The 26,853-nt window shown below is 63.5% G+C and carries 31 protein-coding genes and 2 pseudogenes; 11 read left to right on the forward strand and 22 right to left on the reverse strand.

The window, feature by feature from the left end; genetic code table 11:
• Positions 1-39: 39 nt before the first annotated feature.
• The 3 genes from A3764_RS18830 to hmgA all read right to left on the reverse strand — a co-directional run bounded on the left by A3764_RS18830 (position 40) and on the right by hmgA (position 3,742).
• Entirely contained in the window at positions 40-990 is a 951-nt protein-coding gene (locus tag A3764_RS18830; RefSeq protein WP_067922994.1) for an MBL fold metallo-hydrolase, read from the reverse strand.
• A gap of 99 nt (positions 991-1,089) precedes the next feature.
• On the reverse strand, positions 1,090-2,340 hold the full coding sequence (gene fahA, locus A3764_RS18835) for a fumarylacetoacetase (protein ID WP_067922997.1): 1,251 nt from the start codon (positions 2,338-2,340) through the stop codon (positions 1,090-1,092).
• Positions 2,341-2,377: 37 nt separating this feature from the next.
• Positions 2,378-3,742 carry a homogentisate 1,2-dioxygenase gene (gene hmgA, locus A3764_RS18840; protein ID WP_067923000.1) on the reverse strand — a complete coding sequence of 455 codons (1,365 nt, stop codon included), beginning with the start codon at positions 3,740-3,742 and terminating at the stop codon, positions 2,378-2,380.
• 104 nt (positions 3,743-3,846) lie between these two features.
• Between hmgA and A3764_RS18845 the strand changes: the two genes are divergently transcribed.
• Complete coding sequence (locus tag A3764_RS18845) at positions 3,847-4,749, forward strand: DMT family transporter (RefSeq protein WP_067923002.1); 903 nt, start codon at positions 3,847-3,849, stop codon at positions 4,747-4,749.
• On the opposite strand, the gene A3764_RS18850 is transcribed toward A3764_RS18845, so the two are convergent.
• The 3 genes from A3764_RS18850 to rplS all read right to left on the reverse strand — a co-directional run bounded on the left by A3764_RS18850 (position 4,733) and on the right by rplS (position 6,378).
• Complete coding sequence (locus tag A3764_RS18850) at positions 4,733-5,542, reverse strand: division plane positioning ATPase MipZ (RefSeq protein ID WP_067923005.1); 810 nt, start codon at positions 5,540-5,542, stop codon at positions 4,733-4,735. The two genes, A3764_RS18845 and A3764_RS18850, sit on opposite strands and share 17 nt — an antisense overlap.
• A gap of 219 nt (positions 5,543-5,761) precedes the next feature.
• Complete coding sequence (gene rpmE, locus A3764_RS18855; RefSeq protein ID WP_067923015.1) at positions 5,762-5,983, reverse strand: 50S ribosomal protein L31; 222 nt, start codon at positions 5,981-5,983, stop codon at positions 5,762-5,764.
• Positions 5,984-5,988: 5 nt separating this feature from the next.
• Positions 5,989-6,378 (reverse strand): 50S ribosomal protein L19, encoded by a 390-nt coding sequence (gene rplS, locus A3764_RS18860; RefSeq protein WP_067923018.1) that lies wholly within the window; start codon positions 6,376-6,378, stop codon positions 5,989-5,991.
• 316 nt (positions 6,379-6,694) lie between these two features.
• On the opposite strand from rplS, the pseudogene A3764_RS24215 reads away from it, so the two are divergent.
• Positions 6,695-7,270, forward strand: a pseudogene (locus A3764_RS24215) (SDR family NAD(P)-dependent oxidoreductase); the annotation flags it as partial.
• A gap of 219 nt (positions 7,271-7,489) precedes the next feature.
• On the opposite strand, the gene trmD reads toward A3764_RS24215, so the two are convergent.
• From trmD to A3764_RS18905, 10 genes are all read right to left on the reverse strand, one after another.
• A complete protein-coding gene (trmD, locus tag A3764_RS18865; protein ID WP_067923022.1) occupies positions 7,490-8,290 on the reverse strand; it encodes a tRNA (guanosine(37)-N1)-methyltransferase TrmD in 801 nt (266 codons plus the stop codon).
• The gene (locus tag A3764_RS18870) at positions 8,287-9,072 is read right to left on the reverse strand and encodes a hypothetical protein (protein ID WP_067923025.1); all 786 of its coding nucleotides are present in this window, start codon (positions 9,070-9,072) and stop codon (positions 8,287-8,289) included. The genes trmD and A3764_RS18870 overlap by 4 nt, the downstream gene beginning before the upstream one ends.
• On the reverse strand, positions 9,072-9,593 hold the full coding sequence (gene rimM / locus A3764_RS18875) for a ribosome maturation factor RimM (RefSeq protein ID WP_067923028.1): 522 nt from the start codon (positions 9,591-9,593) through the stop codon (positions 9,072-9,074). Before rimM ends, A3764_RS18870 begins: the two co-directional genes overlap by 1 nt.
• The gene (locus A3764_RS25370; RefSeq protein WP_201722128.1) at positions 9,590-9,730 is read right to left on the reverse strand and encodes a hypothetical protein; all 141 of its coding nucleotides are present in this window, start codon (positions 9,728-9,730) and stop codon (positions 9,590-9,592) included. Before A3764_RS25370 ends, rimM begins: the two co-directional genes overlap by 4 nt.
• A gap of 8 nt (positions 9,731-9,738) precedes the next feature.
• Positions 9,739-10,368 carry a 5,6-dimethylbenzimidazole synthase gene (gene bluB, locus A3764_RS18880; RefSeq protein WP_067923031.1) on the reverse strand — a complete coding sequence of 210 codons (630 nt, stop codon included), beginning with the start codon at positions 10,366-10,368 and terminating at the stop codon, positions 9,739-9,741.
• A gap of 16 nt (positions 10,369-10,384) precedes the next feature.
• Positions 10,385-10,771: a 30S ribosomal protein S16 gene (rpsP, locus tag A3764_RS18885; RefSeq protein ID WP_067923033.1), complete on the reverse strand. Its 387-nt coding sequence runs from the start codon at positions 10,769-10,771 to the stop codon at positions 10,385-10,387.
• 11 nt (positions 10,772-10,782) lie between these two features.
• The gene (locus A3764_RS18890; protein ID WP_067923036.1) at positions 10,783-11,085 is read right to left on the reverse strand and encodes a chorismate mutase; all 303 of its coding nucleotides are present in this window, start codon (positions 11,083-11,085) and stop codon (positions 10,783-10,785) included.
• On the reverse strand, positions 11,082-11,603 hold the full coding sequence (locus tag A3764_RS18895; RefSeq protein ID WP_067923039.1) for a GNAT family N-acetyltransferase: 522 nt from the start codon (positions 11,601-11,603) through the stop codon (positions 11,082-11,084). The genes A3764_RS18890 and A3764_RS18895 overlap by 4 nt, the downstream gene beginning before the upstream one ends.
• Positions 11,600-13,096, reverse strand: a complete 1,497-nt coding sequence (ffh, locus tag A3764_RS18900) for a signal recognition particle protein (protein ID WP_067923042.1) — start codon at positions 13,094-13,096, stop codon at positions 11,600-11,602. Before ffh ends, A3764_RS18895 begins: the two co-directional genes overlap by 4 nt.
• A 297-nt stretch (positions 13,097-13,393) precedes the next feature.
• Entirely contained in the window at positions 13,394-13,978 is a 585-nt protein-coding gene (locus A3764_RS18905; protein ID WP_067923045.1) for an FMN-dependent NADH-azoreductase, read from the reverse strand.
• Positions 13,979-14,093: 115 nt separating this feature from the next.
• Here A3764_RS18905 and A3764_RS18910 point away from each other — a divergent pair, with 115 nt between their 5' ends.
• On the forward strand, positions 14,094-14,972 hold the full coding sequence (locus A3764_RS18910; RefSeq protein ID WP_067923048.1) for a LysR family transcriptional regulator: 879 nt from the start codon (positions 14,094-14,096) through the stop codon (positions 14,970-14,972).
• Positions 14,969-15,913, forward strand: a complete 945-nt coding sequence (locus A3764_RS18915) for a DMT family transporter (protein ID WP_067923051.1) — start codon at positions 14,969-14,971, stop codon at positions 15,911-15,913. The genes A3764_RS18910 and A3764_RS18915 overlap by 4 nt, the downstream gene beginning before the upstream one ends.
• Positions 15,914-16,054: 141 nt before the next feature.
• Here the strand turns inward: A3764_RS18915 and A3764_RS18920 are convergent, their stop codons facing one another.
• Positions 16,055-16,399 carry an ArsR/SmtB family transcription factor gene (locus A3764_RS18920; protein WP_067923054.1) on the reverse strand — a complete coding sequence of 115 codons (345 nt, stop codon included), beginning with the start codon at positions 16,397-16,399 and terminating at the stop codon, positions 16,055-16,057.
• Positions 16,400-16,645: 246 nt separating this feature from the next.
• On the opposite strand from A3764_RS18920, the gene A3764_RS18925 reads away from it, so the two are divergent.
• The 5 genes from A3764_RS18925 (at position 16,646) to A3764_RS18945 (ending at position 19,233) form a co-directional block, all read left to right on the forward strand.
• On the forward strand, positions 16,646-16,972 hold the full coding sequence (locus A3764_RS18925) for an AtpZ/AtpI family protein (RefSeq protein ID WP_443069059.1): 327 nt from the start codon (positions 16,646-16,648) through the stop codon (positions 16,970-16,972).
• A gap of 1 nt (position 16,973) precedes the next feature.
• Entirely contained in the window at positions 16,974-17,741 is a 768-nt protein-coding gene (locus A3764_RS18930; RefSeq protein WP_067923061.1) for a F0F1 ATP synthase subunit A, read from the forward strand.
• 55 nt (positions 17,742-17,796) lie between these two features.
• The gene (locus tag A3764_RS18935; protein WP_067923064.1) at positions 17,797-18,021 is read left to right on the forward strand and encodes a F0F1 ATP synthase subunit C; all 225 of its coding nucleotides are present in this window, start codon (positions 17,797-17,799) and stop codon (positions 18,019-18,021) included.
• Positions 18,022-18,108: 87 nt separating this feature from the next.
• Complete coding sequence (locus A3764_RS18940; protein WP_067923067.1) at positions 18,109-18,669, forward strand: F0F1 ATP synthase subunit B'; 561 nt, start codon at positions 18,109-18,111, stop codon at positions 18,667-18,669.
• A gap of 3 nt (positions 18,670-18,672) precedes the next feature.
• The gene (locus tag A3764_RS18945) at positions 18,673-19,233 is read left to right on the forward strand and encodes a F0F1 ATP synthase subunit B (RefSeq protein ID WP_067951951.1); all 561 of its coding nucleotides are present in this window, start codon (positions 18,673-18,675) and stop codon (positions 19,231-19,233) included.
• 51 nt (positions 19,234-19,284) lie between these two features.
• Here the strand turns inward: A3764_RS18945 and A3764_RS18950 are convergent, their stop codons facing one another.
• A complete protein-coding gene (locus A3764_RS18950) occupies positions 19,285-20,058 on the reverse strand; it encodes a FadR/GntR family transcriptional regulator (protein ID WP_067923124.1) in 774 nt (257 codons plus the stop codon).
• A 116-nt stretch (positions 20,059-20,174) separates the two neighbouring features.
• Here A3764_RS18950 and A3764_RS18955 point away from each other — a divergent pair, with 116 nt between their 5' ends.
• Both A3764_RS18955 and A3764_RS18960 read left to right on the forward strand, forming a co-directional pair.
• A complete protein-coding gene (locus A3764_RS18955) occupies positions 20,175-20,465 on the forward strand; it encodes a hypothetical protein (protein ID WP_067923073.1) in 291 nt (96 codons plus the stop codon).
• Positions 20,466-20,591: 126 nt separating this feature from the next.
• Positions 20,592-24,047 (forward strand): chromosome segregation SMC family protein, encoded by a 3,456-nt coding sequence (locus A3764_RS18960; protein WP_067923127.1) that lies wholly within the window; start codon positions 20,592-20,594, stop codon positions 24,045-24,047.
• Between the two features lie 54 nt (positions 24,048-24,101).
• Here the strand turns inward: A3764_RS18960 and A3764_RS18965 are convergent, their stop codons facing one another.
• From A3764_RS18965 to A3764_RS25375, 4 genes and pseudogenes are all read right to left on the reverse strand, one after another.
• Positions 24,102-24,494, reverse strand: coding sequence for a rhodanese-like domain-containing protein (locus A3764_RS18965; RefSeq protein ID WP_067923076.1), 393 nt, complete (start codon positions 24,492-24,494; stop codon positions 24,102-24,104).
• A 10-nt stretch (positions 24,495-24,504) separates the two neighbouring features.
• Positions 24,505-25,683, reverse strand: coding sequence for a lytic murein transglycosylase (locus tag A3764_RS18970; RefSeq protein ID WP_067923079.1), 1,179 nt, complete (start codon positions 25,681-25,683; stop codon positions 24,505-24,507).
• Between the two features lie 9 nt (positions 25,684-25,692).
• Positions 25,693-26,607, reverse strand: coding sequence for an adenosylcobinamide-phosphate synthase CbiB (cbiB, locus tag A3764_RS18975; RefSeq protein WP_067923081.1), 915 nt, complete (start codon positions 26,605-26,607; stop codon positions 25,693-25,695).
• A pseudogene (locus A3764_RS25375) lies at positions 26,604-26,853 on the reverse strand (threonine-phosphate decarboxylase); the annotation flags it as partial. The gene cbiB and the pseudogene A3764_RS25375, both read right to left, overlap by 4 nt.

Here is a 26,853-nt window from a genome sequence, read left to right on the forward strand (position 1 = left end):
GGGTACCGGTCGGTCATCTCTCACACCTCCCCGTTCCGGTTAGTCCTGAAGGGAGGCCCACATCTCGCGGTCACGTTCTGCCGTCCAAATGCGGGGCGTGTCGATGCCTTGGGCTTCGTCATAGGCACGTGCGACGTTGAAGGGCAGGCAGTGTTCGTAGATGGCGTAATCACCGAACTTCGGATCGCATTCGGCGCGCACCGCGTCGTAGGCTTGTTTGAGCGAGCCGCCCCGCAGTGCCACCCGCGCGGCAGGCCGATAGGTGGAGCGGATGAAGTCGGCCGTGGAGTCGATGGCGGCGTTGACCTGATCGCGACCGACAAGCGCATCGCCGCGCCCGGGGGCGATGGCGTCAAGGTCGAAGGCACGGATGCGTTCCAGCGTCGCGGGCCAGTCGCCAAAGTGACCGTCCCCGCAATAGCAGGCAGAGTGGTATTCGACGATATCGCCGGTGAACATCACGTTTTCGTCCGGCACATGGATGACCGCATCGCCCGCTGTATGGGCGCGGCCCAGTTGCATAATGTCGACGCGGCGCCTGCCAAGGTAGACGGACATACGCCCCTCGAATGTCGTTGTGGGCCACGTGAGGCCGGGAATGCTTTCATGGCCTTCGAAAAGCCGCGGGAAGCGTTCGAATTCGCTGTCCCAATCCTGCTGACCACGTTCCGCCACCATGGACCGCGCACGGTCCGACATGATGATCTGATGGGCATTGTAGGCCGAGGCCCCCAATACCCGCACAGCGTGATAATGCGTCAGCACGAGATGGCTGATCGGCTTGTCGGTGACCGAACGAACGCAATCGATCACCTTGCCCGCAAGCCGCGGGGTTGCCTGCGCCTCTACGATCATGACGCTGTCATCCCCGATAATGACGCCGGAATTTGGATCGCCTTCTGCGGTGAAGGCGTAAAGACCTTCGCCTACTTCGGTGAAGGAGATTTTCTTTTCAGTGAGGTCGGCTTGGGAGGCGAATTTGGCAGCCATTGTTAAACCTTTCGAATGTCGGTGCCGGAAGAGTCGTAGGGAGCCTCCGGCGGGGATTTTGGGCCATTTGGAAATGACCGTCGAGCGACCTGTATCGGCTCAGGGCCAGTCGAGCGCGGGCAGGACGGCGCCTGCGCAGGCGCCGAAACCGATCCGGTAGCCGTCGCCGGAGGCATGACCGGTCAGGATGAGCGTATCGCCGTCTTCGAGGAAGCTGCGGGTTTCCCCGTTCTGCAGTTTCACCGGGGTCTTTCCGCCCCAGGACAACTCCAGCAGGCAGCCGCGTGCATCCTCCTCCGGCCCGGACACCGTGCCGGAGCCGAGCAGGTCGCCCGCGTTCATCGCACAGCCCGAGGACGCGTGATGCGCAAGTTGCTGGGCGGCGGAGTAATACATCTGGTCGTAGTTCGTGCGCGCGATCACTTCCTGCTCCCCGCCTTCGGGCTGCAGGATCACGCTCAGTTCGATGTTATAGATCATGGGGCTGGGTTCCTGCAGGTAGGGGAGCAGGGCGCGTTCCCGGTCGGGTGTCGGGGCGCGAAAGGGCTCCAGCGCGTGGCGCGATACGATCCAGGGGCTGATGGAGGTGGCGAAGGCCTTTGCCTGAAACGGACCGAGCGGCTGGTACTCCCACGCCTGTATGTCCCGCGCGGACCAATCGTTCAGCAGAACGTAGCCAAAGATCATTTCATCCGCTTCCGCGACGGTGAGGGGCTGGCCCATTTCAGTCGACGTGCCGACGACGGCGCCCAGCTCAAGCTCGAAATCGAGGCGCTGGGAGGGGCCGAAGGAGGGGCTTTCATCCGGCCCCTTGATCTGGCCGTTGGGCCTGCGGATATCCGTGCCGGACACCACCACCGTAGAGGCGCGCCCGTTGTAACCGATCGGCATGTGCAGCCAGTTGGGGGGCAGGGCGTTTTCGGCCCCGCGGAACATCGTGCCGACGTTTGTGGCATGGTGTCGACCTGCATAGAAATCGGTGAATTCGCTGACCACGAAGGGCAGGTGCAAGCGTACTTCGGACATCGAGATGAGGTGACCGGCGACCTGGGCCTGTTCGGGGGCGTCGGCGGCAAGCAGTTCGGTCAGCCGCTCGCGGAGCGCGGCCCAGCGGGAGGGGCCAAGCTCCATCACGTCGTTCCAGCAGGGCACGTCGAACACCGGCTCATCGCCCAGGCTGATCAACCCGTCTTCTTCCAGTGCTGCCATGTCCAGCACCATATCGCCGATGGCCACCCCGCACCGCGGTTCGAGGCTGTTGGTGGAAAAGACCCCGTAGGGCAGGTTGTTGAGCGGAAAATCGGTATCGGTGCTGTTGGCGCTTTCCACCCAGGACGGGAGTAATGTCATCGTTTTTCTTGCCTTTGCATCAGGGCGAGGGCGGCGTTCATTTCTTGCCCGGTGTGCCGTCGAATTTCTTTTCCAGACTTTCCCAGCAATCGATGTAGTCATCCTGCAGGGGCGCCTCGCGCGCGGCGAATTCCGTGAGGTGCTGCGGAAAGCGGGTTTCGAACATGAAGGACATCGTATCGGCCAGTTTCTGCGGTGCGAGCTCTGCATTGGACGCGCCCTCAAACGCGGTCTTGTCCGGCCCGTGGGGCAACATCATGTTGTGCAGGGACATGCCGCCGGGGACGAAGCCCTTGGGCTTGGCATCGTACTGGCCGTAGATGTTCCCCATCAGTTCGGACATGACGTTCTTGTGGTACCATGGCGGGCGGAAGGTATCCTCCGCCACCATCCAGCGGTCTCGGAAAAGGACGAAATCGATGTTAGCGGTGCCTTCGACGCCCGAGGGGGCGGTCAGCACGGTGAAGATCGACGGATCCGGGTGGTCGAAGAGAACCGCACCGACCGGGCAGTAGGTGTTGAGGTCGTATTTCACCGGGGCGTAGTTTCCGTGCCACGCGACCACGTCCAGCGGCGAATGACCGATACGTGTCCGGTGGAACTGCCCGCACCATTTGATGGTGACGGTTGACGGGACCTCGCGGTCTTCGAAGGCGGCGACAGGCGTCTTGAAATCGCGCCGGTTCGCCATGCAGTTGGCCCCGATGGGGCCGCGGGCGGGCAGGTGGAATTTCTGGCCGTAGTTCTCACAGACGAAACCCCGGGCCGGTCCTTCGATGACCTCCACCCGATAAACAAGGCCGCGCGGAATGATCGCGATTTCCTGCGGGGCAATCTCCATCACGCCCAGTTCAGTGCAAAAGCGCAGGCGGCCTTCCTGCGGCACGATCAGCAACTCGCTGTCGGCGGAATAGAAATAGGCGTCCTCCATCGAGGCGGTCACGAGGTAGATATGGCTGGCCATGCCGACCTGCGTGTTCACGTCCCCCGCCGTCGTCATGGTGCGCATGCCGGTGAGCCATGTCAGTTCCTCTTCGCTATGGGGTACCGGATCCCAGCGATATTGCCCTAGGCTGGTGACATCCTGCGGCATGTGGGGCGCGGATTTCCAATAGGGCAGCTCGATCCTTTCGTAGCGATGGGAATGATGGACAGACGGTCTGATGCGGTAGCACCACGTCCTTTCGTTGGCGTGTGAAGGCGCGGTGAAAGCCGTTCCCGATAGCTGTTCGCCATAGAGGCCATAGTTGCATTTCTGGGGGCTGTTCATGCCCTGAGGCAGGGCGCCGGGCAGCGCCTCGGTTTCGAAATCGTTGCCGAAGCCGGACATGTAGCCTCTGTTCAGGGTCGCCCCGTCGCCGGGTGCCTGGGCTTCTTTCAGTCGGGTATCAAGGGTGTTCATGGTGCAACCTCCCGTCGGTTGAGATCGGTGTAATAGTTGGTTTTGTAACTAACAAGGGTTTGGCAGGGCTTTACACGGCACCCGCTTCGGGGCACCGCTGGGACATGTCGGACCAGTTGCGCGGATTGATCATCACATTTTTCGGGGTGCTATTCGTCGTTCCCGACTCCCTCTTCGTACGTCTGATTGACGCGGATGCGCTTACGATCGCCTTCTGGCGTTTGCTCCTTGCCGGTGGCGGTACGGCGGTCTGGCTATTGCTGCGCAAGGGGGCGACCCCCTTTGCCGCGCTATCCCGGACCGGTCGTTACGGCGTGATCTACGTCGCTGGAGTGGGAGCGAGCGGGGTTTTCTTTGTCGTGGCGGTCAGCCTGACCTCGGTCGCGAACGTGGTATTCATCATCGCCTCACTGCCCGTCTTTGCCGCGATTTTCAGCAAGGTGTTTCTGGGTGAGCGGTTCAGCCCGCGCATGATGATGACCTGTGCCGCTGTTCTGCCGGGGCTTGCCGTGATCGCTTATGGATCCGGCGAAACGGAAGGGGCCAGCCTGAAGGGCGATCTGTTGGCGCTGGGCGTCTCGGCCTGTTTTGCCGCCGCCCTCACGGCGGCCCGGCGTGTGCGGAACACATCCATGGTTCCGGGTGTCGCGGTTGGCTATCTGCTGGGAGCAGTGGCGGTCCTGCCCTTTGCGGCGCCCTTTTCCGTACCATCGGGGCAGGTGGCGCTGGTCTTGGCGCACGCGGGCTTCATCCTCGCCAGTTCGGTGCTGCTGGCGCAGGGGCCGCGCTATATTACCTCGGCGGAAGTGGGGTTGCTGGTGCTGCTGGAATCCGTCCTCGCCCCTCTGTTGGCGTGGATGGTGATAGACGAAAATCCGGGCGCCCACGCGGTATTGGGAGGCATGATCGTGATCGGGGCCTTGCTGGTATCGAACATCGTGGCATTGCGCCGTGAAAGGCGCAGGAGGGCTACAGCGGCGCCGGGGCCGTTCAGAAATCCACGGTGACGCCGGGCAGATCGAGCGCCTTCATCAGGTCGCGCAGTTCCTGCCGTGCTGCCACGTTGGAGATGTTGAGCTGTTTGACCCCGATATCGAGCAGGTCCAGCAGCGTCAGGCCGCGCGGAAAAAGCTCCCGAAAAATGACACGTTCGTTGAAGCCGGGCGCCACGCGAAAGCCGATGCGCTTGCTGAGGTTCGCAAGGGCGCGTTCCATCTTTTCCTTGTTGACCATCCGCTGCGCCCCCATCCGGTTGCGCACGACGATCCAGTCGATTGCCGCCAGCCCGGCCTGTGCCCGCAGTTGACGCGCATTCCAGACCATTTCGGAATAGACCGAAGGCCCGGTGATCTTCTCGCCTGCGCTATCGGTATGGGCCAGCAGATCGAAATCCACGAAGCTGTCGTTCAGTGGTGTGATCAGCGTGTCGGCCAGCGAATGTGCCACCTGGCTGAGACGGGTGTGCGAACCGGGGCAATCGATCAGGATGAAATCGTTGGAAGGTTCCATCGATGCCACGGCGGCACTGAGCCGGTGATCGTAGATGTTTTCACCCGGCCGCAGGGTTTCCGGCGCGATCTCGGGCAGTTCGCATAAGGTCGGACTGGGCAGGTCGAGGTTGGCGCTGGCGAGGAAGCTTTTCCGGTTTTCGATGTAGCGCCCGAAGGTTCGCTGCCGCAGGTCGAGATCAAGCGCACTGATCTTGTGCCCCATCCGGGCGAGGGCGGTCGCCACATGCATGGAAACGGTCGATTTGCCTGCACCGCCCTTTTCGTTCCCGACGACGATGATATGCGCCATAGTTTGTCCCTTGGTGACCCGCGGTTGATCCGCGGGCGCTCTTTATCGGCAACTCTATGTTGCGGCTGTCATTTTGAAAAGCGCCCCAGCCCGTGAATTGACGCGGTGGGGGCGCATTTGTCACGTTTTGAGCCGGGGTCCAGACTCCACCGTGGCCTCAAACCGAAACAGGCGCCGCCCGGTGGGGCGACGCCTGCGCATTCTTCAGGTCGGTGCGGTTCAGAAGCCGAGGCCGGCGTACTTGCTCTTGAACTTCGAAACGCGACCGCCGGTGTCCATCAAGCGGGAGGTGCCGCCGGTCCAGGCCGGGTGCACCGAAGGATCGATATCCAGCGACAGCTGGTCGCCTTCCTTGCCCCATGTCGACTTCATCTTCACGACGGTGCCGTCGGTCATCTTGACGTCGATCATGTGGTATTCGGGATGTGTATCGGCTTTCATCGGGCTTATCCTTTCGCGTCGGCAGCCGCTTTGGGCTTGTAGTTTGCGTTCTCGGTGATGCGGGCGGATTTGCCCCGGCGGCTGCGCAGGTAGTACAGCTTCGCACGGCGCACACGACCGCGGCGCACGACGGTGATGCTGTCGATATTGGTCGAATGCAGGGGGAAGACCCGCTCCACGCCTTCGCCAAAGCTGATCTTGCGAACGGTGAACGAGCCGGCGATGCCGTGGCCGTTGTTGCGCGCGATGCAGACGCCTTCGTAATTCTGTACCCGTGTGCGTGTGCCTTCGGTAACCTTGAAGCCGACGCGTACGGTGTCTCCGGCGCGGAAATCAGGAATTTCCTTGCCCAGTTCGGCGATTTGTTCCGCCTCGATCTCTGCGATCAGGTTCATCTGACCTACTCCTTGAATTGCTCGTGGTGTTCCACGAAGTTATTGCGCGACCCAGAGCTTCGGGTACTGTCGGTGCCACCCGTGGGGGCCCGCCGAAGGTATCGTCGTCCTTGCTTGTTCTCGATCCGCGCACAGCGGAAAGCACCGGAGGCGACGTGCGACTCCGGATCGGCGCTCTATAGGCAGGAACGCCGTGGCGATCAAGAGGAGTCTTGGCAGACGCTTCGGGCGCCTGACGTGGCGTTGGCCGGAAAGGGGCATTGTGCCTCAGGCGCGGCGCATTACGTCGGGTCGCAAAGATCGAAAGGAGATCTCCATGGTACGCAAGACCCCCGGAACCGCGCTCGTCACCGGTGCCTCCTCCGGCATCGGACGTGAATTCGCCCGCTATCACGCCTCCAAGGGCGGGGCGGTTATTCTGACCGCACGGCGCGAGGAGGCGCTGGAAAGCCTCAAGGCCGAGATCGAAGAGCGCCACGGGGTGGACGCCCATGTCTTCGCGCTCGACCTCGGGGCGGCGGGAGGTGCCAAAAAGCTCTATGACGCGGTGAAAGCCGCAGGGCTGGACGTGGATATCCTCATCAACAACGCGGGTTTCGGCGGGCATGGCGCGCATCTTGACCGCCCGCTTGAAGACGAACTGGCGATGATCGACCTCAACGTGAAGGCGCTGGTCGAACTGACCCACCGGTTCGGGCAGGATATGGTCGCAGGCGGCGGCGGGCACATCCTGAATGTCGGGTCCACCGCTGGCTTCATGCCCGGTCCGATGCAGGCCACATATTTTGCGACGAAGGCTTTCGTCAAATCCTTCAGTCAGGCCATCGACCATGAAATGCGCCCCAAGGGCGTCAATTGCACGGTGCTCGCCCCCGGTTACGTCGAAACCGAATTTGCAGACCGCAGCGATCTGAACGGCACCGATCTGGTCAAGGGCGGGGGTGCCAGCGCAGAAAGCGTCGCCCGCCATGGCTACGACGCGATGATGAAGGAAAAGCTGGTCACCGTGAACGATCCGAAGCTGAAAATCGCGGTCGACTGGATCATTCCGATGCTGCCGCGTCGTCAGGTGTTGAAGATGGTCAAGGGCATGCAGACCAAGGAGGGGCAGTCAGCCTTCGGGGGTGTCCTTTCCGTGGCGTTCCCAAAGGTCAGGGCGCCGCTCCCGGGTCAGTTCCTCGGCCCGGGCGCGGCGCCAGCGCGCAACCTCGGCATGGTTGCCGGATGTCAGCACGGGTGGAATCTCTCGGCCTTCCCAGACGGCGGGGCGGGTATATTGCGGATGTTCCAGAAGGCCTGCGGAGTGGCTTTCCTCGACCGTGCTTTCGGCGTTGCCCAAAACGCCGGGAAGAAGCCGGACGGTTGCATCGATCATGGCCTGAGCGGCCAGTTCGCCGCCGGTCATCACGAAATCACCCAGGCTGACCTCGGTTACGCCGAAATGCTCCAGCACACGTTCGTCCACGCCCTCGAAGCGCCCGCAGAGCATCGTGGCCCCCTGCGCCGCCGCCAAATCACGGGCCATCCCCTGATCGAAGCGCCGCCCGCGCGGCGACATATAGAGCACAGGCCAGCGCCCAGACGCGCGGCTTCCGGCTTCCTGCAGGGCGGCGCCCACGACATCGGCGCGCATGACCATGCCCGCGCCCCCGCCCGCCGGGGTGTCATCCACGTTCCGGTGCCGCCCGACCCCGTGTTCGCGCAAATCGATGGTATGCAGTCCCCACAGCCCATCCGACAGGGCGCGCCCGGTGAGGCTGAGGCCGAGTGTGCCGGGAAACGCCTCGGGGAAGAGCGTGACAACCTGCGCGTGCCAGACATCGCGGGGCAGGGCGGTTTCCGCCATCAGATCCCGCGGCTTTGCGTTCGCCGCCACGCTCTTGCGCCCGTGGGAGCGGTTCATGGCGGTCATTGGGCAGCCCCCTGCAGAAGCGCTTTCTTCGCGGCACGCCGGTCTTCCGAGTCCTCGATCCGCCGATTGATGCGCAGCAGTTCCTGCAGGGTATCCGCATCGGGGCGCTTGTTCTGAGGTGCCACCGGTTCGACGGCCGCGATCAGTTCATCAGGCAAGTCGCACAGCCGCAGCAAATCACCCGCCGGTCCCAACGGGTCATCGGCGCAGTCTTCCAGCCGGGTCACGTGAACGGGGCAGGGAACACGGCTCGCGATTTCGGCTGCCATGTCATCCAGCGCGGGAGCTTGCGGGTATAGTTCGGCAAAGCGCTCGTAATCCATGGTCATGTCAGAGCTTTTGACGTGTTCCCAATAGGCGGAGGCGCGCCATTCCGCGGCGTCGCGTGTCGTCAGATAGATCATGATGTCAGCCGCGGGGAAACGCCGCGCCGCGATGTCGCGCAGAACATAAAGCAGTTCGGGTGCCGCCCCGTAATCGGAGAGATCGCCCCGGCCCGGCAGATGGCCGCAAAGCTCCTCCGCCGATAGGATCAGGCTGCGGCGCGGCATGCCGGGCAGATCGTCGAGCAGGGCGGCAAAGCGGTCTTCGACCTTGATCATCGTCAGTGGATCGCGCCAGGTGGAATATCCCCGTGTCGCATGCAGAAGGTCGCGCATCTGGGCGCGCAGGCGGATCGCCACATGCTGTTTGAGCGTGGCGCGGTTCGTTCGCAGGATCGCCTGCACCGTCTTCGTTCCGGTCTTGTGAAAGCCCGCATGCAGGATGATCCGGCGCGGCATCAGTCCTCGTCCGGCCCGGGCAGGACACCCAGCGGCGGATCGGCGATGATGCGCCCTGCCGAAAGGTCCACGGTAGGGACGGCGCTGCGGGTAAAGGGCAGGTAGACCGTGGCGGAGCTTCCGGCCAGCTGGAGTTCGAGCAGATCGTCCGCGCCGTGGTTCTGCACCGTCCGGACTTTGCCGATGAGGGTGCCGCCGGTGTCGTATACCTCCAGCCCGATGAGATCGGCGTGGTAGAATTCATCGTCCGGAAGCGATGGCAGATCGCCCCGTGCTGCATAGAGGTCGACGCCGCGCAACGCGTCCGCCTCTTCCTTGGTCGACACTTCGGCGATACGGGCGGCGAAGCCGTTCTTGATGGGGCGCAGGATGGCCAGGGCAAAGCTGCGCGCTCCTGCCGCATCCGTGAGGGGGCTGTAGGTTTCGATATCCTCCGGATTGGCGCAGAAGCTCTTCACGCGCACTTCGCCCCGCACCCCATAGGCGCCGGCGATGGCCCCCACGCACACCCTGTCCGTCATTGCAAAAGCTCCGAGCCCACGCAGATCGTGCCGGTCCACTGGCCTTCGCCCGCGCTGCATTCGCCCCGCATGAGCGAGCGTTCGAAGAGGACGCCCATGAAGAAGCCGACCGCCATTACCATGATCATTATGCCCATCCGCAATATCATCGCTCCTCGATCCGCAGGGCGGGGGCGCGCGTCTCCCATCCCTTGGTTTCAAGTTCCGGGGTCAGGGATACATCCTGTGGCCAGCCAAGGCAAAGATAACCGATCAGTTTCCAGTCTTCCGGCAGGTCAAGATCCGCTGTCAGCCGGTCGGGATCGAGGATCGAGACCCAGCCCAGTCCCAGACCATGGGCGCGGGCGGTCAACCACATCAAATTGATCGCCCCCACAACGGAATAGCGCCGCATCTCGGGCATGGTGGCGGCCCCCAGCCCGTGGCCCTTGGTGGTCGCGTCATCGCAAAAAACGGCGAGATGTTCGGGCGCGTCCCGCAGACCGGCGAGTTTAAGCGAGGCATAGCGTTCCGCGCGCTCCCCCTCATAGCCCGAAAGCGCCTTGGTATTGGCATCGAGGAAATTGGCGAGTGCTGCATCCCGCGCGGATTGCGAGCGCACCTTCACGATGCGCCACGGTTCGGACAATCCTACGGAGGGGGCAAGGTTGAACGCGTCAAGGCAGACATCCAGCAGGGCCGGGTCCACCGGATCCTTGCGGAAATGGCGCACGTCGCGCCGCCAGCGCATCAGGTCGTGCAGCCCGGCACGGAAGTCTTTCGAGAACCGCTCCATGCCGGGCCTTTTGGTCTTATTCCGCGGAGTCGTCAGCAGCGGGTGCCGCTGCGGCTTCCTCGGCAGCGGCCTTCTTGGCGGCTTTCTCTTCGGCGCGTTCCTGCGCCTTCTTGCCGGGCTTGGCGCGGTTGGGGTTGTTGCGCTCGGTCTTTTCACGAACGCCGGCAGCTTCCAGCATGCGTGCAACGCGGTCGGTCGGCTGGGCGCCCTTGGAAATCCATTCCTGGATTTTCTCGACGTCCATCTTCACGCGGTCTTCGCTGTCCTTCGGCAGGAGCGGGTTATATGTGCCCAGCTTCTCGATGAAGCGGCCATCACGCGGCATGCGGCTGTCGGTGGCGACGATCCGGTAGAAGGGGCGCTTTTTGGAGCCGCCGCGGGCGAGACGAATTTTCATTGCCATGGTAGATATCCTTAGGTGTCTTGTTGCTGAGATTTGTGGTGCTGAATGACTTCAGCGATGATGAAGTTCAGGAACTTCTTGGCGAATTCGGGGTCCAGATCGGCCTCCTTCGCCAAATCTTCGAGCCGCGCGATCTGGGCCGCTTCGCGGCTGGGATCGGACGGGGGAAGGTCGTGTTGGGCCTTGAGCTTGCCGACGGCCTGCGTGTGCTTGAACCGCTCACCCAGGGTATAGACGAGGATCGCGTCCAGCCGGTCGATACTGGCGCGGTGGCCTTTGAGCAGCTCGGCGGCGCGGGTCACAGGATCGGTCATGCGGCCTCCTTGGGGTGGCGGTGGATTTCCACGGGCTGGCCATGCAGGGTGCCGTCGCCTTCGTGCACCGCGCCCAGCCGGGCCGCCAATGCGCGTGATCGGGTGTTGTCCGGCGCGATATAGCTGATCACCCCATCGAGACCCTGGTTGGTAGCCGCATGGCTGCGTGCCGCGCAGGCGGCCTCAAAGGCGAGGCCGCGGCCTTCGAACCCGTCAAAGACATGCCAGCCGAGTTCGGGCTCATCCCAACCTTCGTTAAAGATCATGCCGACGCGGCCCGCGGTCGCACCGGTCTCGCGCTCTTCGAGCATCCACATGCCATAGCCGCGCAGCATCCAATGACCGAGTGTAGCAAGGAAACCGCCCCACGCCCGGGGCCGCGAGTAAGGGCCACCTATCCATTGGGCGCGGTCAGACGCGCCGAAGGCCGCGAAGGCCTCGAAATCCGCCTCGCGCGGGGCGCGCAGGATCAGGCGCTCGGTCTTGATGACCGGGATATCCACGACCGCGCGTGTCACTTCTTCTTCCCGAACCCCGAAAGGCCGGGGGGCAGGCCCATGCCGCCGCCCATACCGCCAAGCCCGCCGGGTAGCTTGCCGCCCATCTGCTTGGCCGCGGCTTCCAATGCCTTCGGGTCCATCTGGGACGGGTCCATGCCGCCCTTGCCCATCATGCCCTTCATCGCCTGCTTGAGCATGCCGCCTTTACCCATCTTGCCCATCTTCTTCATCATGTCGGACATCTGGCGGTGCATCTTCATCAGCTTGTTGAGTTCGGAGACCTCAAGCCCCGCCCCCTTGGCGATACGCTTCTTGCGGCTTGCCTGAAGAAGCTGCGGATTGGCGCGCTCCTTCTTGGTCATGGACTGGATCAGGGCGATCTGATGCTTGAGTATCTTGTCGTCGAAGCCCGCGTCCTCGACCTGTTTGGCCATTTTGCCCATGCCGGGCATCATGCCCATCATGCCCTGCATGCCGCCCATCTTGATCATCTGTTCAAGCTGCATTTTCAGGTCGTTCATGTTGAACTGACCCTTGGCCATGCGCTTCATCATCTTCTCGGCCTGTTCGGCCTCGATCGTCTGCTGTGCCTTTTCGACCAGTGCGACGATGTCGCCCATGCCGAGGATACGGCCCGCGATGCGCTCGGGCTCGAAGGTTTCGAGCGCATCCATCTTCTCGCCCAGACCGACGAATTTGATCGGTTTGCCCGTCACGGCCCGCATGGACAGCGCAGCACCGCCGCGGCCGTCGCCGTCCATCCGGGTCAGGACCACGCCGGAGATGCCGATGCGCTCATCGAAGTTCTGCGCGGTATGCACCGCGTCCTGACCGGTGAGTCCGTCCACTACCAGCAGCGTTTCGCGCGGATTGGCGACATCGCGGACCGCTTCGACCTGCGCCATCAACTCTTCGTCGATCGACAGGCGGCCCGCGGTATCGAGCATGTAGACGTCGTAACCGCCCAGCCCCGCCTGCGTCTTGGCGCGTTTGGCGATGGCCACTGGGTCTTCGCCTTTTACGATGGGCAGCGTATCAACGCCGATCTGCTGCCCGAGAATGGCGAGCTGTTCCATGGCAGCGGGGCGGTTCACGTCGAGCGAGGCCATCAGCACGCGCTTGCCGTCGCGGTCTTTCAACCGCTTGGCCAGTTTCGCCGTTGTCGTCGTCTTGCCGCCACCTTGCAGGCCGACCATCAGGATCGGCGCTGGCGGATTGTCGATCTTCAGGGCGCCGGGTTCGCCTTCGCCGGTCAAGGTATCAATCAGTGCGTCGTGCACGATCTTGACGACCTGCTGGCCCGGCGTGATCGATTTGGTCACCGCCTGCCCGGTGGCCTGATCCTGCACCGCTTTCACGAAATCGCGCGCCACGGGCAGCGAAACGTCGGCTTCCAGCAGGGCGACCCGCACTTCGCGCAATGCGGTTTTCACGTCCTCTTCGGACAGGGCGCCCTGCTTGGTGAGGCGGTCGAATACGCCGGACAGGCGTTCGCTCAGGTTCTCGAACATGGGCCTATGCCCCCTCTGGTCGGTTGCGACCCAACCTATCTAGGAAGGATCGCGTTGTGTCGCAAACCCGCCCCCGGCCCGTGCCGAAGAGACGAAACCAACTGGTTTCGCCCCCACGGGCGTAACACGCTGGTGGGGGGCGATCCCCGCGCCGGGCGGGGACCGGAAGGCGATGCTCCCGGAAGTCGGGTTGCCATACGCAAGCAGGCATCAAGAGTCAACGGCCCCGACGCAGGCGCGCCGGGGCCGTCAAACGGAACTGTATCAGCGGGAGCTTCGCCCCGCCTAAAGCGGATGTCAGGCGGCGGCCTTGAGTTCGCCAATCTGTTCATGCGCCTTGGCCACGGTGCCTTCGGCGTCCTGTGCCAGCGCGTCGGCGGCGACGAAGGTCACATCCGTGATGCCCATGAAGCCGAGAATGAATTTCAGGTAGCCGGTGTTGAAGTCCATGTCGGACCCGATTGGCGTTCCGCCGGAGGCCATGGCGACGATCGCGCGCTTGCCTTCCAACAGGCCTTCGGGGCCATTCTCGGTATAGCGGAAGGTTTCGCCTGCCCGCGCCACAAGGTCGATCCATGCCTTGAGCGATGCGGGCACGGTGAAGTTATAGACAGGCGCGCCGAGCACGATGGTATCGGCGGCACGCAGTTCCGCGATCAGTTCATCGGATTGCTTGAGCGCCTCTTTCTGTTCGTCGCTGCGGCCTTCCGCCGGGGCGAAGTTGGCCTGCTGCCACGTGTTCGTGATCTGGGGCAGGGGAGTGCGCGCGAGGTCCCGGACGGTGACGTCGGAATCGCCCAACTGCTCCACGATCTTGTCCGTGAGATCCCGGGTAACGGATGTCTCGGTATTGGCGGAGGAGTCGATGCGAAGAATGGCCATGTAAGGTTCCTTTCAATGGGTGCTGTTGTCTGTTGTTAGCCAAAATGGTTCTTGCATCGGCAAACACAACGATCAGAATGATCAGCATCATGTTCATTCATGCACAGGTTAGCCGTTGGACAACTGGGACGAGATCAGAACCGCTTTTCAGGTCGCCCGGATCGGCACCGTCAGCGGGGCGGCTGAACATCTGGGCGTGCATCACGCCACGGTCATCCGGCATATCGACGCGCTGGAGCGGCGGCTGGGCGTCAAGCTGTTCCAGCGCCATGCGCGCGGCTATACGCCGACCGAGGCGGGATTGGACCTGTTGCAGGTCGCCCGCGCAACCGACGACCAGTTCAACCAGCTCGCAGCCAAGCTGAAAGGTCGCGGAACAGAGGTCGCGGGCGAAATCGTTGTGACCTCGCTCGCGTCGATCGTACCTTGGGTGGTGCCCGCTCTCGCTGCGTTCCAGCGCGCCCATCCCGGTGTCATCCTGCGTTACCTGACGGGAGAGCGGCTCTTCCGGCTCGAATACGGCGAGGCGCATCTCGCCATCCGGGCGGGCAGCGCCCCGGAAGAGCCGGATAACGTCGTCCAGCACTTCAGGAATGTCGAGATCGCCGCATTTGCCAACAAGGATTATGTCGCCGAACACGGCATTCCCACGGGGCCGGAAGATCATGCGCGGCATCGTTTCGTGGCGGGCGACGATGCCGACAGCCGCGCGCCTTTCGAGAAATGGTTGCGCGCGAACGTGCCGACAGAGGCGATTACCTTCCGTGCGAGCGATACCGAAGCCACGAATGCTGCCGTCCGCGCGGGCGCTGGCATCGGTTTCATGGTGGCACCCGAAGGCCGGGCCGATCCGTCGCTGGTGGAGATATACGGCCCCCGCACTGAATGGAGCGCACCGCTGTGGCTGGTCACGCATGTTGACCTGCATCGCACGACGAAGGTGCAGGCGCTGCTCAGGTTCCTCAAGCGGCACCGGCAGGAGGGCGGCGGGTGAATACGCAGATGCAGGGCCATCTGGCGATGCTGGCCTTTTCGGCCCTCGTGGCGGGCTCCTTCTCGCTCGGGGCGATCATGGCGAACGACATTTCGCCGGTGGCCTTCACCGCCGTCCGGTTCTGGCTGGCAGCGATGCTGGTGGGGCTGCTTGTCGCGGCGGGCCGTGGGGGCGGGCGAAAGAGCGCGCTGGGAAAAGCCAGCGAAGCGCCCTGGCGGTACGGGGTGCTCGGCGGTCTTTTTGCCGTCTATTTCGTGCTGATGTTCGAAGGGCTGAAGACCGCGCCGCCGGTGAGTGCGGCGGCGGTCTTTACCCTCGTACCCGCGATGGCCGCCGGCTTTGCCTATATTCTGCTGCGCCAGATCCTGACACGGCGCATGGCGCTGGCACTGGGGATCGGGGCGGTCGGGGCGCTATGGGTGATCTTTCGCGGGCAGATCGCGGCGTTTGTGGCGCTCGACGTGGGCCGGGGTGAGGCGATCTATTTCCTCGGCTGTGTCAGCCATGCGCTCTATACGCCGATGGTTCGGCGCTTGAACCGGGGCGAGGGGCCTGCGGTATTCGCGCTGGGCACATTGCTGGCCGGGGCGCTGATCCTCACGGTTTATGGCTGGGGAGAGATCAGGGCTACCGACTGGTCCGCTTTGCCCATGCGGGTCTGGGTCGCGCTGATCTACGTGTCGGTTTTCGCCTCTGCCGTGACGATCGTTCTGCTGCAGTTCGCCACGCTTCGGCTGCCGTCCGCGAAGGTCATGGCCTACACATACCTTACGCCGAGTTGGGTGATCGTCTGGGAAATCGCGCTGGGGAACGATGCACCGGGCTTGATCGTGCTGGGCGGTATCGGTCTGACTGTTCTGGCCCTTGTGCTGCTACTGCGCGACGATGATCCGCGGGTTGTGCAAGAATTCCGGGAACCGGGACCTGCCCGGACACGTTGAGGTCGAGGTAAAGTCAAAGGAAGTCGAAATGCGTAATATCATCTATATCGTCGGTCTCGTGGTCATTGTTCTGGCTATCGTAAGCTTCGTATTCTGATATCCGACGGTGGCGCCGCGCGGCGAGACGGTCGCGCGGGCGCTTCACTCTGACGGCCCTTTTTCGCCTCCCGGCAGTTCGCTTTCGAGAAACCGCTCGAACGCATCCAGATTGACCGGTTCGAACTGTCCGAAGCCCTGCATCCAGACCGAGGCGTCGCGCAGGGCGTCCGGCTCCAGCCGACACCATTTGACCCGCCCCCTCTTTTCCTGAGAAATGAGCCCCGCCGCCGTCAGCACCGTGAGGTGTTTCGATATCGCCGCAAGCGACATCTCGAACGGTTCGGCCACGTCGGTCACCGCCATGTCGTCTTCAAGCAGCATGCCGAGGATCCGGCGCCGGGTCGGATCTGCAAGGGCCGCGAAAACGGTATCGAGGGAGTGAGCCATGGTACCGCAGTGCCCCGGCCCGGACCTATCGTCAACCGATAGGTTGAATATGGATAACGGGCTGATCGACGGCGTTGGCGCGTTTAGCCGCAGCCTGCCTGCACACCGGGTTCTATAATTATCTATTTATGTCAGCATGTTGACCGCCTATCAGCTTGCGTTGACTCCGGCGCGGTGCCGGAGTAGCACCAGCGCAACATATTCTGGGAGGCTAAAGGCGTGTCGGACGGCGATCGAAAGCAGCAGATGCAGCAGCTCGACGCCCGGATCGCCGCCGCGAAGAAGCGCGGCGCGCCAAAGCCCCGTCAGGATGAACATTATTCTCAGGCCAATCTGGCCTGGCGCATGGTGATCGAACTCGTTGCCGGTCTGGGGATCGGTTTCGGCATTGGATATGGGCTTGATGTCCTCTTCGGGACGATGCCGATTTTCATGGTTGTGTTCATCATGCTGGGTCTCGCGGCCGGGGTGAAGACGATGCTTCGTTCCGCACGCGAGATACAGGAAAAGAAAGTGGCCGAAGAGGCCGACGGTATCGCAGCCCCCCGGGGCGGCACAGACGAAGGGGCCTGAAATGGCAACAGTGGTTACGGACGGCGCGGTTGAGGAAAAGGGCGGACTGGAGTTCCACCCGATGGACCAGTTCGAGGTTCTTCCCTTTTTCGGCGATGGCGGGGTCGCATGGTACACGATCACCAATGCCGCCGTATGGATGGCGCTGGCGGTTGTCGCCGTATTCGCGTTGCTCGTGCTCGGCACGTCCAAGCGGTCCATCGTGCCGACGCGGATGCAGTCCGTCGCTGAACTGGCCTACGGGTTCATTCACAAGATGGTCGAAGACATCTGCGGCAAGGAAGGGCTGAAGTATTTCCCCTACATCATGACGCTGTTCATGTTCATCGTTACCGCGAATTTCCTCGGTCTGATCCCCGCCTCCTTCACGCCGACTTCGCATTTTGCCGTGACGGTGGTACTGGCGCTTGCGGTCTTCCTGACCGTGACGATCCTTGGCTTCGTCAAGAACGGCACGGCTTTCCTTGGCCTTTTCTGGGTGGCTTCCGCCCCGCTGGCGCTGCGCCCGATCCTCGCCATCATTGAGCTGATCTCCTACTTCGTGCGCCCTGTCAGCCACTCCATCCGTCTTGCCGGTAACGTCATGGCCGGCCACGCGGTGATCAAGGTATTCGCTGGCTTTGCGGCTATTGCGGTCATCAGTCCCCTGTCCGTCGTCGCGATCACGGCGATCTACGGACTCGAAATTCTCGTGTCCTTCATTCAGGCCTATGTCTTCACGATCCTGACCTGTGTTTACCTCAAGGACGCGCTGCACCCCTCACACTGACACGGGCGACTTTCACCGCTCACCTACTCAACTTCCAATCGTAAGGAGAATTCACATGGAAGGCGATCTCGCACACATCGGCGCAGGCCTGGCAGCAATCGGTTCCGGCGTCGCCGCTATCGGTGTTGGCCAAGTTGCAGGCAACTTCCTGTCCGGCGCACTGCGCAACCCGTCGGCAGCGACCGGCCAGACAGCCACACTGTTCATCGGCATCGCCTTTGCGGAAGCCCTGGGGATCTTCGCGTTCCTCGTCGCGCTTCTGCTGATGTTCGCTGTCTAAGCCTTAGAAACCGACATCCTTACGAACGGGCGGGCGCTTTACGGGCCTGCCCGACAGTAACGGCAGAGTTTCCAGGGAGACGCCGAAATGGCAACTGATACAGTGACACATGACGGGTTGGCCGATGCAACGGGCGTCGCTACCCAGGCCGCCGACGCACCCGGCATGCCGCAGCTCAACTTCGAGACCTGGGGAAACCAGATTTTCTGGCTTCTGCTGGCTCTGCTGGCGATTTATTTCATCCTGTCGCGCGTGGCCCTGCCACGTATCGGCGGTGTTCTGGCCGAACGTCAGGGCACGATCAGCAACGACATCGCAGCTGCCGAAGACCTGAAGGTCAAGGCGAGCGAAGCCGAAGCTGCCTATGACAAGGCGCTGGTGGATGCCCGTGCCGAAGCGAACCGTATCGTCGCCGAGGCGAAGGCCGAAATCCAGAGCGATCTGGATGCCGCAATCGCCAAGGCCGATGCTGAAATAGCCGCGAAATCGGCGGAGTCCGAAAAGGCCATCGCGGAAATCCGCGCCGGCGCGATGGATAACGTCCGCGCCGTGGCAAAGGATACCGCACAGGAACTGGTCGCGGCACTTGGCGGCAAAGCCGACGCGCAAACGGTTTCCGCCGCGGTCGATAGCCGGATGAAAGGGTAAACCATGCGTCTCATTCTTTCAGCCACTTTCGCCGGGTTGGTCGCATCCCCCGCTCTGGCGGCGGGCGAGGTTTTTTTCTCGCTCAAGAACACCGATTTCATCGTTCTGCTGGCGTTCCTGCTCTTCATCGCGATCCTGATCTACTTCAAGGTTCCGACGATGCTTGCCGGAATGCTCGACAAGCGGGCGGACGGTATCAAGAGCGAGCTCGAAGAGGCCCGCGCCCTGCGCGAAGAGGCGCAGACTCTGCTGGCCAGCTACGAGCGCAAGCAGAAGGAAGTGCAAGATCAGGCCGACCGGATCGTATCCGCGGCCAAGGACGATGCACAGAAGGCGGCAGAAAAGGCGCGCGCCGATCTGGCAAAATCGCTTGAGCGTCGGATGGCGGCTGCCGAGGACCAGATTGGTTCGGCACAGGCTGCCGCGGTCAAGGAAGTGCGCGATCAGGCGATTACCATCGCCGTTGCCGCAGCGCGGGAAGTCATCGCCAAGCAGATGACCGCCGCCGAAGGCAATGCGCTGATCGACGATGCCATCCGTCAGGTCGACGCCAAGCTGCACTGAGGCGCCTACCGCTTCGAAAGTCAGAAAACCCCGGCCATGCGCCGGGGTTTTTCATTTCCCGCCCTGTTGTTCGTGTTGCAACCGCTGACGCGCGATCACGTCGTGCCGCGCGGCCTTCTGCGCGTCCGCCAGCGCGCGCCCCACGAAGTCGAGATGGGATTCCACCGCCGCCCGTGCGCCCCCGGGATCCCGGGCCTGCAGGGCCGTATTGATCGCGCCGTGCTGATCCAGAAGGGCGGCGCGGGTGGTCCGCTGCTGGAACATGATCTGCCGGTTGTAAAAGACACCTTCGCGCAGCAGATCGTACATCGAACGCATCATATGCAGCATGATGACATTGTGGCTGGCATCCACGATGGCCATGTGAAACTGCGCATCGAGCCGGGCCTCTTCATCGGGGCTGCGCTTCGCGTGGGCGGCGCGCATCTTGTCGAAAACCGTCTGAATTACCTGAAGATCCGTGTCGGTCCCCAGCCGGGCCGCACGTTCCGCGGCGAGCCCTTCAATGTCCCGCCGGAAAGACAGGTAGTCGGACGCGGCTTCGTCGTGACGTGCGAAAAGTTCGACGAGAGCCGGGGAAAAGGCGTTTCCCAGAACATCCGCGACATAGACCCCGGCCCCCGGGCGCGTCGTGAGCAACCCGATATCCTGCAGCTGCATCACCGCTTCCCGCAGGGAGGGGCGCGACACGCCCAGACGCAATGCCAGATCGCGTTCGGAAGGCAGCCGCTCACCGGGCCGCAGGATCCCGCGGAGGATCAACTCCTCCACCTGGCGCACGACGGCATCCGCCAGCTTTTCGGGAATGACAGGTTGAAACGGCATGAACCCCCCAGATTGGACAAGATATATGACCACCCCGCCAAAGCGGCAAACGGTTTCATGCCTCTCTCTTCTGGCGTTAACGGAAGGGTAAGCCTTTCGGGGGCAATCTCGGACAGATGAAATCGCTGTTCCTCTTCCCACTCGCCTTGTTCCTGGCCGGGTGCAACATGCCCGGCCCGCACTTCCGCGATCTTCCCGCGACCCGTGTCACGGTCGATGGCTCAACATTCGGTGTGCGTGTGCGCGACGAACTGGCGGAAGCCATGCGGATCAACATGGAATACGCCCCCCGCTTCGGCCCAATCCGAGGCCGCGCCGCGCGGGCGATGGCACTGGTCAGCGGGTGTGAGGTAAGGGAGGTTCGCGGAGATCAGGCGCTGGCGACCGGCCTTCTGGACTGTGATTGAGCGGATTGCCGCAATATCTTGTGGATAAGGTGGCGGTTTACCCTCTCTTTGGTGTCTCGCGGTTGACGGGGCCCTGCCTGAACCTGCATTTTGGCTATCAATGCGGGAATCAGGGAACCTCTTGCGGTGCGTTTCTCAAAACTCAGGCTGACCGGTTTCAAGAGTTTCGTGGACCCCACGGACCTGATCATCGCGGATGGCCTGACGGGCGTCGTCGGGCCCAATGGCTGCGGCAAGTCGAACCTGCTCGAAGCTCTGCGATGGGTCATGGGGGAAAACCGCCCCACTGCCATGCGCGGCGGCGGGATGGAGGATGTGATCTTTGCCGGTGCCGCCACCAGACCCGCCCGCAACTTCGCCGAAGTCGCCCTGCACGTGGACAACAGCGAAAGGCTCGCCCCTGCGGGCTTCAACGACAACGATCAGCTTGAAATCGTGCGGCGGATCACCCGGGACGTGGGCAGTGCCTACAAGGCGGGGGGAAAGGACGTGCGCGCGCGCGACGTGCAGATGCTGTTTGCCGATGCCTCGACGGGCGCCCATAGCCCGGCATTGGTCAGGCAGGGGCAAATCGCGGAATTGATCAACGCCAAGCCCCGGAACCGGCGGCGTATCCTCGAAGAAGCGGCAGGTATCTCCGGACTTTACCAACGGCGGCATGAGGCGGAACTGAAGCTCAACGCGGCGGAGACGAACCTTTCCCGGGTCGACGACGTGATCGAACAGCTCGCCGCCCAGCTTGCACAGCTGGCGCGACAGGCAAAGCAGGCGGCGCGGTACCGGGAAATCGGCGAACAATTGCGCCGCGCGGAAGGCATGTTGCTTTACCGGCGCTGGCACGATGCGGATGATGCCCGGGCAAGGGCGGATGCGGAACTGCGGGAAAGGGTGAGTTCGACCGCCGCGGCGGAGGGCGTCGTGACGCGGGCGGGCAAGGAACGGCAGGCTGCCGAGGATGCCCTGCCAGCGCTGCGCGAGGAAACCACGATTGCAGCCGCGATGGTGCAACGTCTGAACGTGCAGCGCGACACGCTCGCCGATCAGGAGGCGCGCGCGCGGGCGGCTATCGAGGCGCTGACCGGAAGGATCACCCAGCTTGCGCGGGACATCGAACGCGAAAGTGGATTGAACCGCGACGCAGGTGAGACCATCGAGCGGTTGGACAGCGAACAGGCCGAACTGACCGCTGCAGCCGAGGGACATGATGCGGCGTTGGAGGCTGCGAGCGAGACCGCGCGAGAGGCCGCCGACATGCTTCAGGAACGGGAGGCGGACCTGACGGCGCGCACGGAAGAGACGGCGCGGCTTATTGCCCGTCACGCTTCTGCCGAACGTCTGTTGGAGGATAGCCGCAAGACCGAAGCGAAATCCGCAGCGGACGCGCAGCGCGCACAGGACGCCGTGGCCCGCAGCCGGGACGAACTGAACAAGGCGCATCAGGATTTCGAAAGAGCGGGCACCGAGGAGACGGCTGCAAAACAGGCTGCCGCCGAGGCGGACGAAGCCCTCACGGCTGCGGAAGACGCGCGTGCAGCCACGCAGCTGCGCGAAGCGGATGCCCGCGCGGAGCGGTCCGCCGCCGAGGGTGAGATGAATGCGTTGAGCGCGGAGGCTTCCGCCCTTGCAAAGCTGGTGGCCCGCGATACTGCCGAAGGGGGGCAGATCCTTGATCGGTTGCAGGTCGAACAGGGGTTCGAAAAGGCGCTCGGGGCGGCTTTGGCGGACGATCTGCGCAGCCCCGAGGTCGATGCCGACGGTCCCTCCGGCTGGACGGTCCTGCCGCCCTATGCGCAGGCACATCCCTTGCCGCATGGGGTGACGCCGCTTTCGGGGCATGTATCGGTGCCCGATGTCCTCGTACGGCGCATGGATCAGATCGGCCTCGTGGAGCCTGATGAAGGTTCGGCACTGCAGGCCGCGCTTGCACCGGGGCAGCGGCTCGTGTCGCTCGAAGGAGACCTCTGGCGTTGGGACGGCTATCGCGCTTGGGCAGAGGATGCGCCTTCGGCGGCAGCCCTGCGCCTGCAACAGCTCAACCGCCTCGAAGTTCTGAAGCAATCACTGGAACAGGCCACCCAGCGGGCCGGCGCGGCGGAGGATGCCCATGCCGCGCTCCAGCGCCAGTTGGCCGAGGAAACGGAGGCAGACCGGGCCGCACGTGAGCGTCGTCGCGCGGCAGATCGGGCGATGGCCGACGCGGGTCGCGCACTTAGCCGGGCGGAGTCGGACCGCAACCTTGCCGAAGGGCGGCTGGAAGCGCTTGGCCTTGCGGTGCGCCGCCACGAAGAAGAGGCGATGGCGGCACGGGGGCGCGTGCAGGAGGCGGAGCGCGCGCTCGCGGAACTTGGCGACGTCGCACAGGCGCGCACGGCGGTCGATGATCTTCGCATGACCGTCGAGGCCGCGCGCATTACGATGATTTCCCACCGCTCTGCCCATGATGAACTCCGCCGCGAAGGCGAGGCGCGTGCCCGCCGTCTGCAGCAGGTCACCAAGGACTTGACCGGCTGGCGTAACCGCTTGGAGACCGCCGAAAAACGCAGTGCCGAACTGGTGGAGCGCAAGTCAGCCTCCGAGAAGGAATTGGCCGGGGCGCAGGCGGCCCCGGCACAGATCGCCACGCAGCAAGAGGCAATCGCCGTTGAAATCGCGCGGGCGGAATCGCGGGCCGCGGCGGCGAGCGCGGCCCAGACCGCGGCGGAAGCTGCGCTGCGCGAGACGACGCAGGCCGAACGTGATGCGGAACGCGCGGCTTCGGAGGCGCGCGAGGCCCGCGCACGGTCCGAAGCACGCGCGGAAGCCGCGCGTGATCTGGTCGCACAGGCGGCCGAACGGATCGCGGACGACCAGCAGGTTACACCCAACCAATTGCTGACCCGACTGAACGTGACGCCCGCTGATATCGGCGGGGCCGAGGTGCTGGACGGCGAGGTTGCCCGCCTCAAGCGGCAGCGGGACGCTTTGGGCGCGGTAAACCTGCGCGCGGAAGAAGACGCGCGCGAGGTGCAGGAGGAGCACGACGGTCTTGCCCACGAAAAGGCGGATCTGGAGGAAGCCATCCGCACCCTGCGCAGTGGCATCGCGAGCCTGAACCGGGAAGGGCGGGAGCGCCTGCTGACCGCCTTCGAGCAGGTCAACTCCAACTTCGCCATGCTGTTTCGTCACCTCTTCGGCGGCGGGGAGGCGAACCTTGTCATGGTCGAATCCGACGATCCACTGGAAGCGGGGCTCGAGATCATGTGCCAGCCGCCGGGCAAGAAGTTGAGCACGCTCAGCCTTCTTTCCGGAGGAGAGCAGACGCTGACCGCGATGGCCCTGATCTTTGCCGTCTTCCTTGCCAACCCCGCGCCGATCTGCGTGCTCGACGAGGTGGACGCGCCGCTCGACGATGCCAACGTCACACGGTTCTGCGACCTGTTGGATGAGATGTGTCGACAGACGGACACGCGGTTTTTGATCATCACGCACCATGCGGTGACCATGGCGCGGATGGATCGCCTGTTCGGTGTCACTATGGCCGAACAGGGCGTGAGCCAGCTGGTTTCCGTGGACCTGAAAAAGGCGGAGACGCTGGTGGCGTGACCCTTCGCAGCTTCAGGGCAGCTTAATATTGCTTCGCGGCCAGTCGCGCAGGGTTTAGTCGGGCTTGCCCTCTACCGGGCCGCCCGCCTTTGTCCAACCGGTGAACCCATCGCTGAGGTGGGCGGCGTCGAACCCCATGTCCTGCAGGGTGGCGACAGACAGAGCTGACCGCCAGCCTGACGCACAGTGAAAGACAAAGGTCTTGTCCTGTGCGAAGACCTCTTTGAAATAGGGGCTGTCCGGGTCCACCCAGAATTCCAGCATGCCGCGCGGGCAGTGGAACGCGCCGGGGATGTGCCCGGTGCGTTCACGTTCTCTGGGATCGCGCAAGTCCACGAAAACGACCTCCGGATCATCCAGCATGGGGATTGCTTCGCTGCTTTCTATTTCCCTGATACGAGACCGTGCTTCGGCGACCATATCGGCGGATGATTTTTTCAGCGGCATAAAGCTTTCCTCAGAGACTGTTCAATAGCGCGGGTGTGGGCCAGCCGTCCACCGGGAGGCCCAGCCGCTTCTGTTCGGCCCGGACAGCGGCGCGGGTACCTGCCCCCAGAATACCATCGACACCGCCGACATCGTAGCCCCGTTCCTTTAGGGTGGTCTGCAACCGCTTCATCTGCGCGCCATCGAGGCCCGGATCGGGGTTGCCCGCGTCATAAACGGGCGCGCCAGCAAGCCGCGTGGCGAAATAGGCTGCGGTCATGACGTAGGTGAAGCTCTGGTTCCAGTCGAAATAGACCCGGAAATTGGGATAGGCGAGGAAGGCAGGCCCCCCGCGTCCCTGCGGCAGCAGCAGGGAGGCTGTCAGCCCCTCGGGCAACGCGCCGTTCCGCGCGTTTACCCCCAGTGCGGCCCATTCAGAAACCGGCATCTGCGTTTCCAGCCCGGTCAGCGACCAGTCGAAATCGGACGGCACTGAAACCTCGGTCAACCAAGGTTCGCCTGCGCGCCAGCCAAGGCTTTGCAGCATCTTGCCGCCGGACATTAGCGCATCCGCCGGCGAAGTCTTGAGCGAGACCTTCCCGTCACCGTCGCCGTCCACACCGTTTTCGAGGATATCGCGGGGCAGCATCTGGACCATCCCGATCTCTCCGGCCCATGCGCCGGTCGTGCGGGCGGGGTCGAAATTGCCCTTTTCATAGAGTTCGACAGCCGCCAGCACCTGCGGGCGGAAAAGCTCGGGCCTGCGGCAATCATGGGCCAGCGTCACCAGCGCGTTCGCGGTGTTGAAATCCCCCTGAAACGCACCGTAGTCCGTCTCGAAAGCCCAGAACGCGAGGATGACGTGCCGGTCGACGCCGAACTCCTCTTCGACCCGGTCGAAGGTTGTATCATGCTTTCTGGCATTCGCGCGCCCGCGCTCGATCCGGTCATTGGAAATGAGGCGGCGGGAAAATTCGATGAATGGCTTCTGAAAGACGCCCTGTGCCTGATCGGCCCGCAGCACGGCGGGATCCTGCCGGACCCCGGCGAAGAAACGGTCCACCCTAGCAGGATCATGGCCCTTTTCGACGGCTTCGAACTTCAACCCGTCGACGAATTCGGAAAAGCTGCCGCCGCAGGGTGTCTGGGCAATGACGGGGGAGGAAATGGCAATGCCAACGGCTGCGGCAAGAAAGAAGAAGGGGCGCATAAGAACCTTTCAATTCAGCGACAGGCCAAGGATGAGGGCAACGCCCAGCGTCAGCGCCCATGCCTGCCAAAGGCGCGCGACGGCAGCGTCGATCGCGCCGGGTCCGATGGATCGCGCCCCCGATCCGTGCACCCACGCGAACTGCTGCAATTCGCCGTTATAGGCCCGCGGACCGGCGAGCGCCACTCCTATGGCCCGGGCCATAGCGGCTTCCGGCCAGCCCGCATTGGGGGAGCGGTGTCGGCCCGCATCCTTCGCGATGTCGCGCCATTGCCCGATCCGCCCCGCCGGCAGCGCGATGAGGATGGCCGTAAGCCGTGCCGGGATCAGGTTCAGCAGGTCGTCCGCCCGTGCTGCTGCCTTGCCGAATTTTTCATGCCGGGGGGTCCGGTATCCTATCATGCTGTCGGCTGTGTTGACGATCTTGTAGACCAGCAGGCCGGGAAGCCCCCCCAGCAGAAACCAGAAAGCGGGGGCGATCACCCCGTCGCTGAGATTTTCGGCGGCGCTTTCGATGGCGGAGCGGCTGACCGCGGAGGCATCCATATCGGCTGTGTCCCGGCTGACGATCCGCGCCACGGCACGCCGCCCTTCAGCGAGCGACAGGCGCAATCCGGACGCCACCGCGCGCACGTGATCGACCAGCGAGCGGTGCGCCAGCAGGATCGCCGCGACAATGATTTCGACAACCGGACCCAACAGGCCGAGAAGCAGGCCGAGTACCAGCGCGGCAGTCATGAGAGCGGCCATGCAAAGCGTGCCGCGCAGAAAGCGATGTTCCCCCTTGTTGAACCGTCGGTCGCACCAGCCAACCGCCCGCCCCATGAGCACCGCGGGATGGGGAAATCTGCGCCAGAGCCACTCCGGCTCCCCCAGAAGGGCATCCAGCAGCAGAGCCAGCACCAGCATGAGCGCGGTGTTCATGCCAATGCCTGCTCCAGCCGGGCCCATCCATCAGCCGGGGGTAGGCCGAGGCGCAGCCATTGGGGCGCGTAGCTGAACGTCCGGCTCCAGATTTGGTGCCTCGCCAGCCGTTCCTGCCAAAGCGCGGCATCCGGCGTTTCATAGAGGCGAAACAGATCGGTGCCCCCCGCAAGCTGCAGGCCCGCCTTTTTGGCGAGTTGATCCAGCCGGGCTGCATCGGCGCGCAGGCGTTGATGGGTTGCCTCC

It is taken from the genome of Sulfitobacter sp. HI0129, from assembly GCF_001635395.1.
Taxonomy (GTDB): domain Bacteria; phylum Pseudomonadota; class Alphaproteobacteria; order Rhodobacterales; family Rhodobacteraceae; genus Sulfitobacter.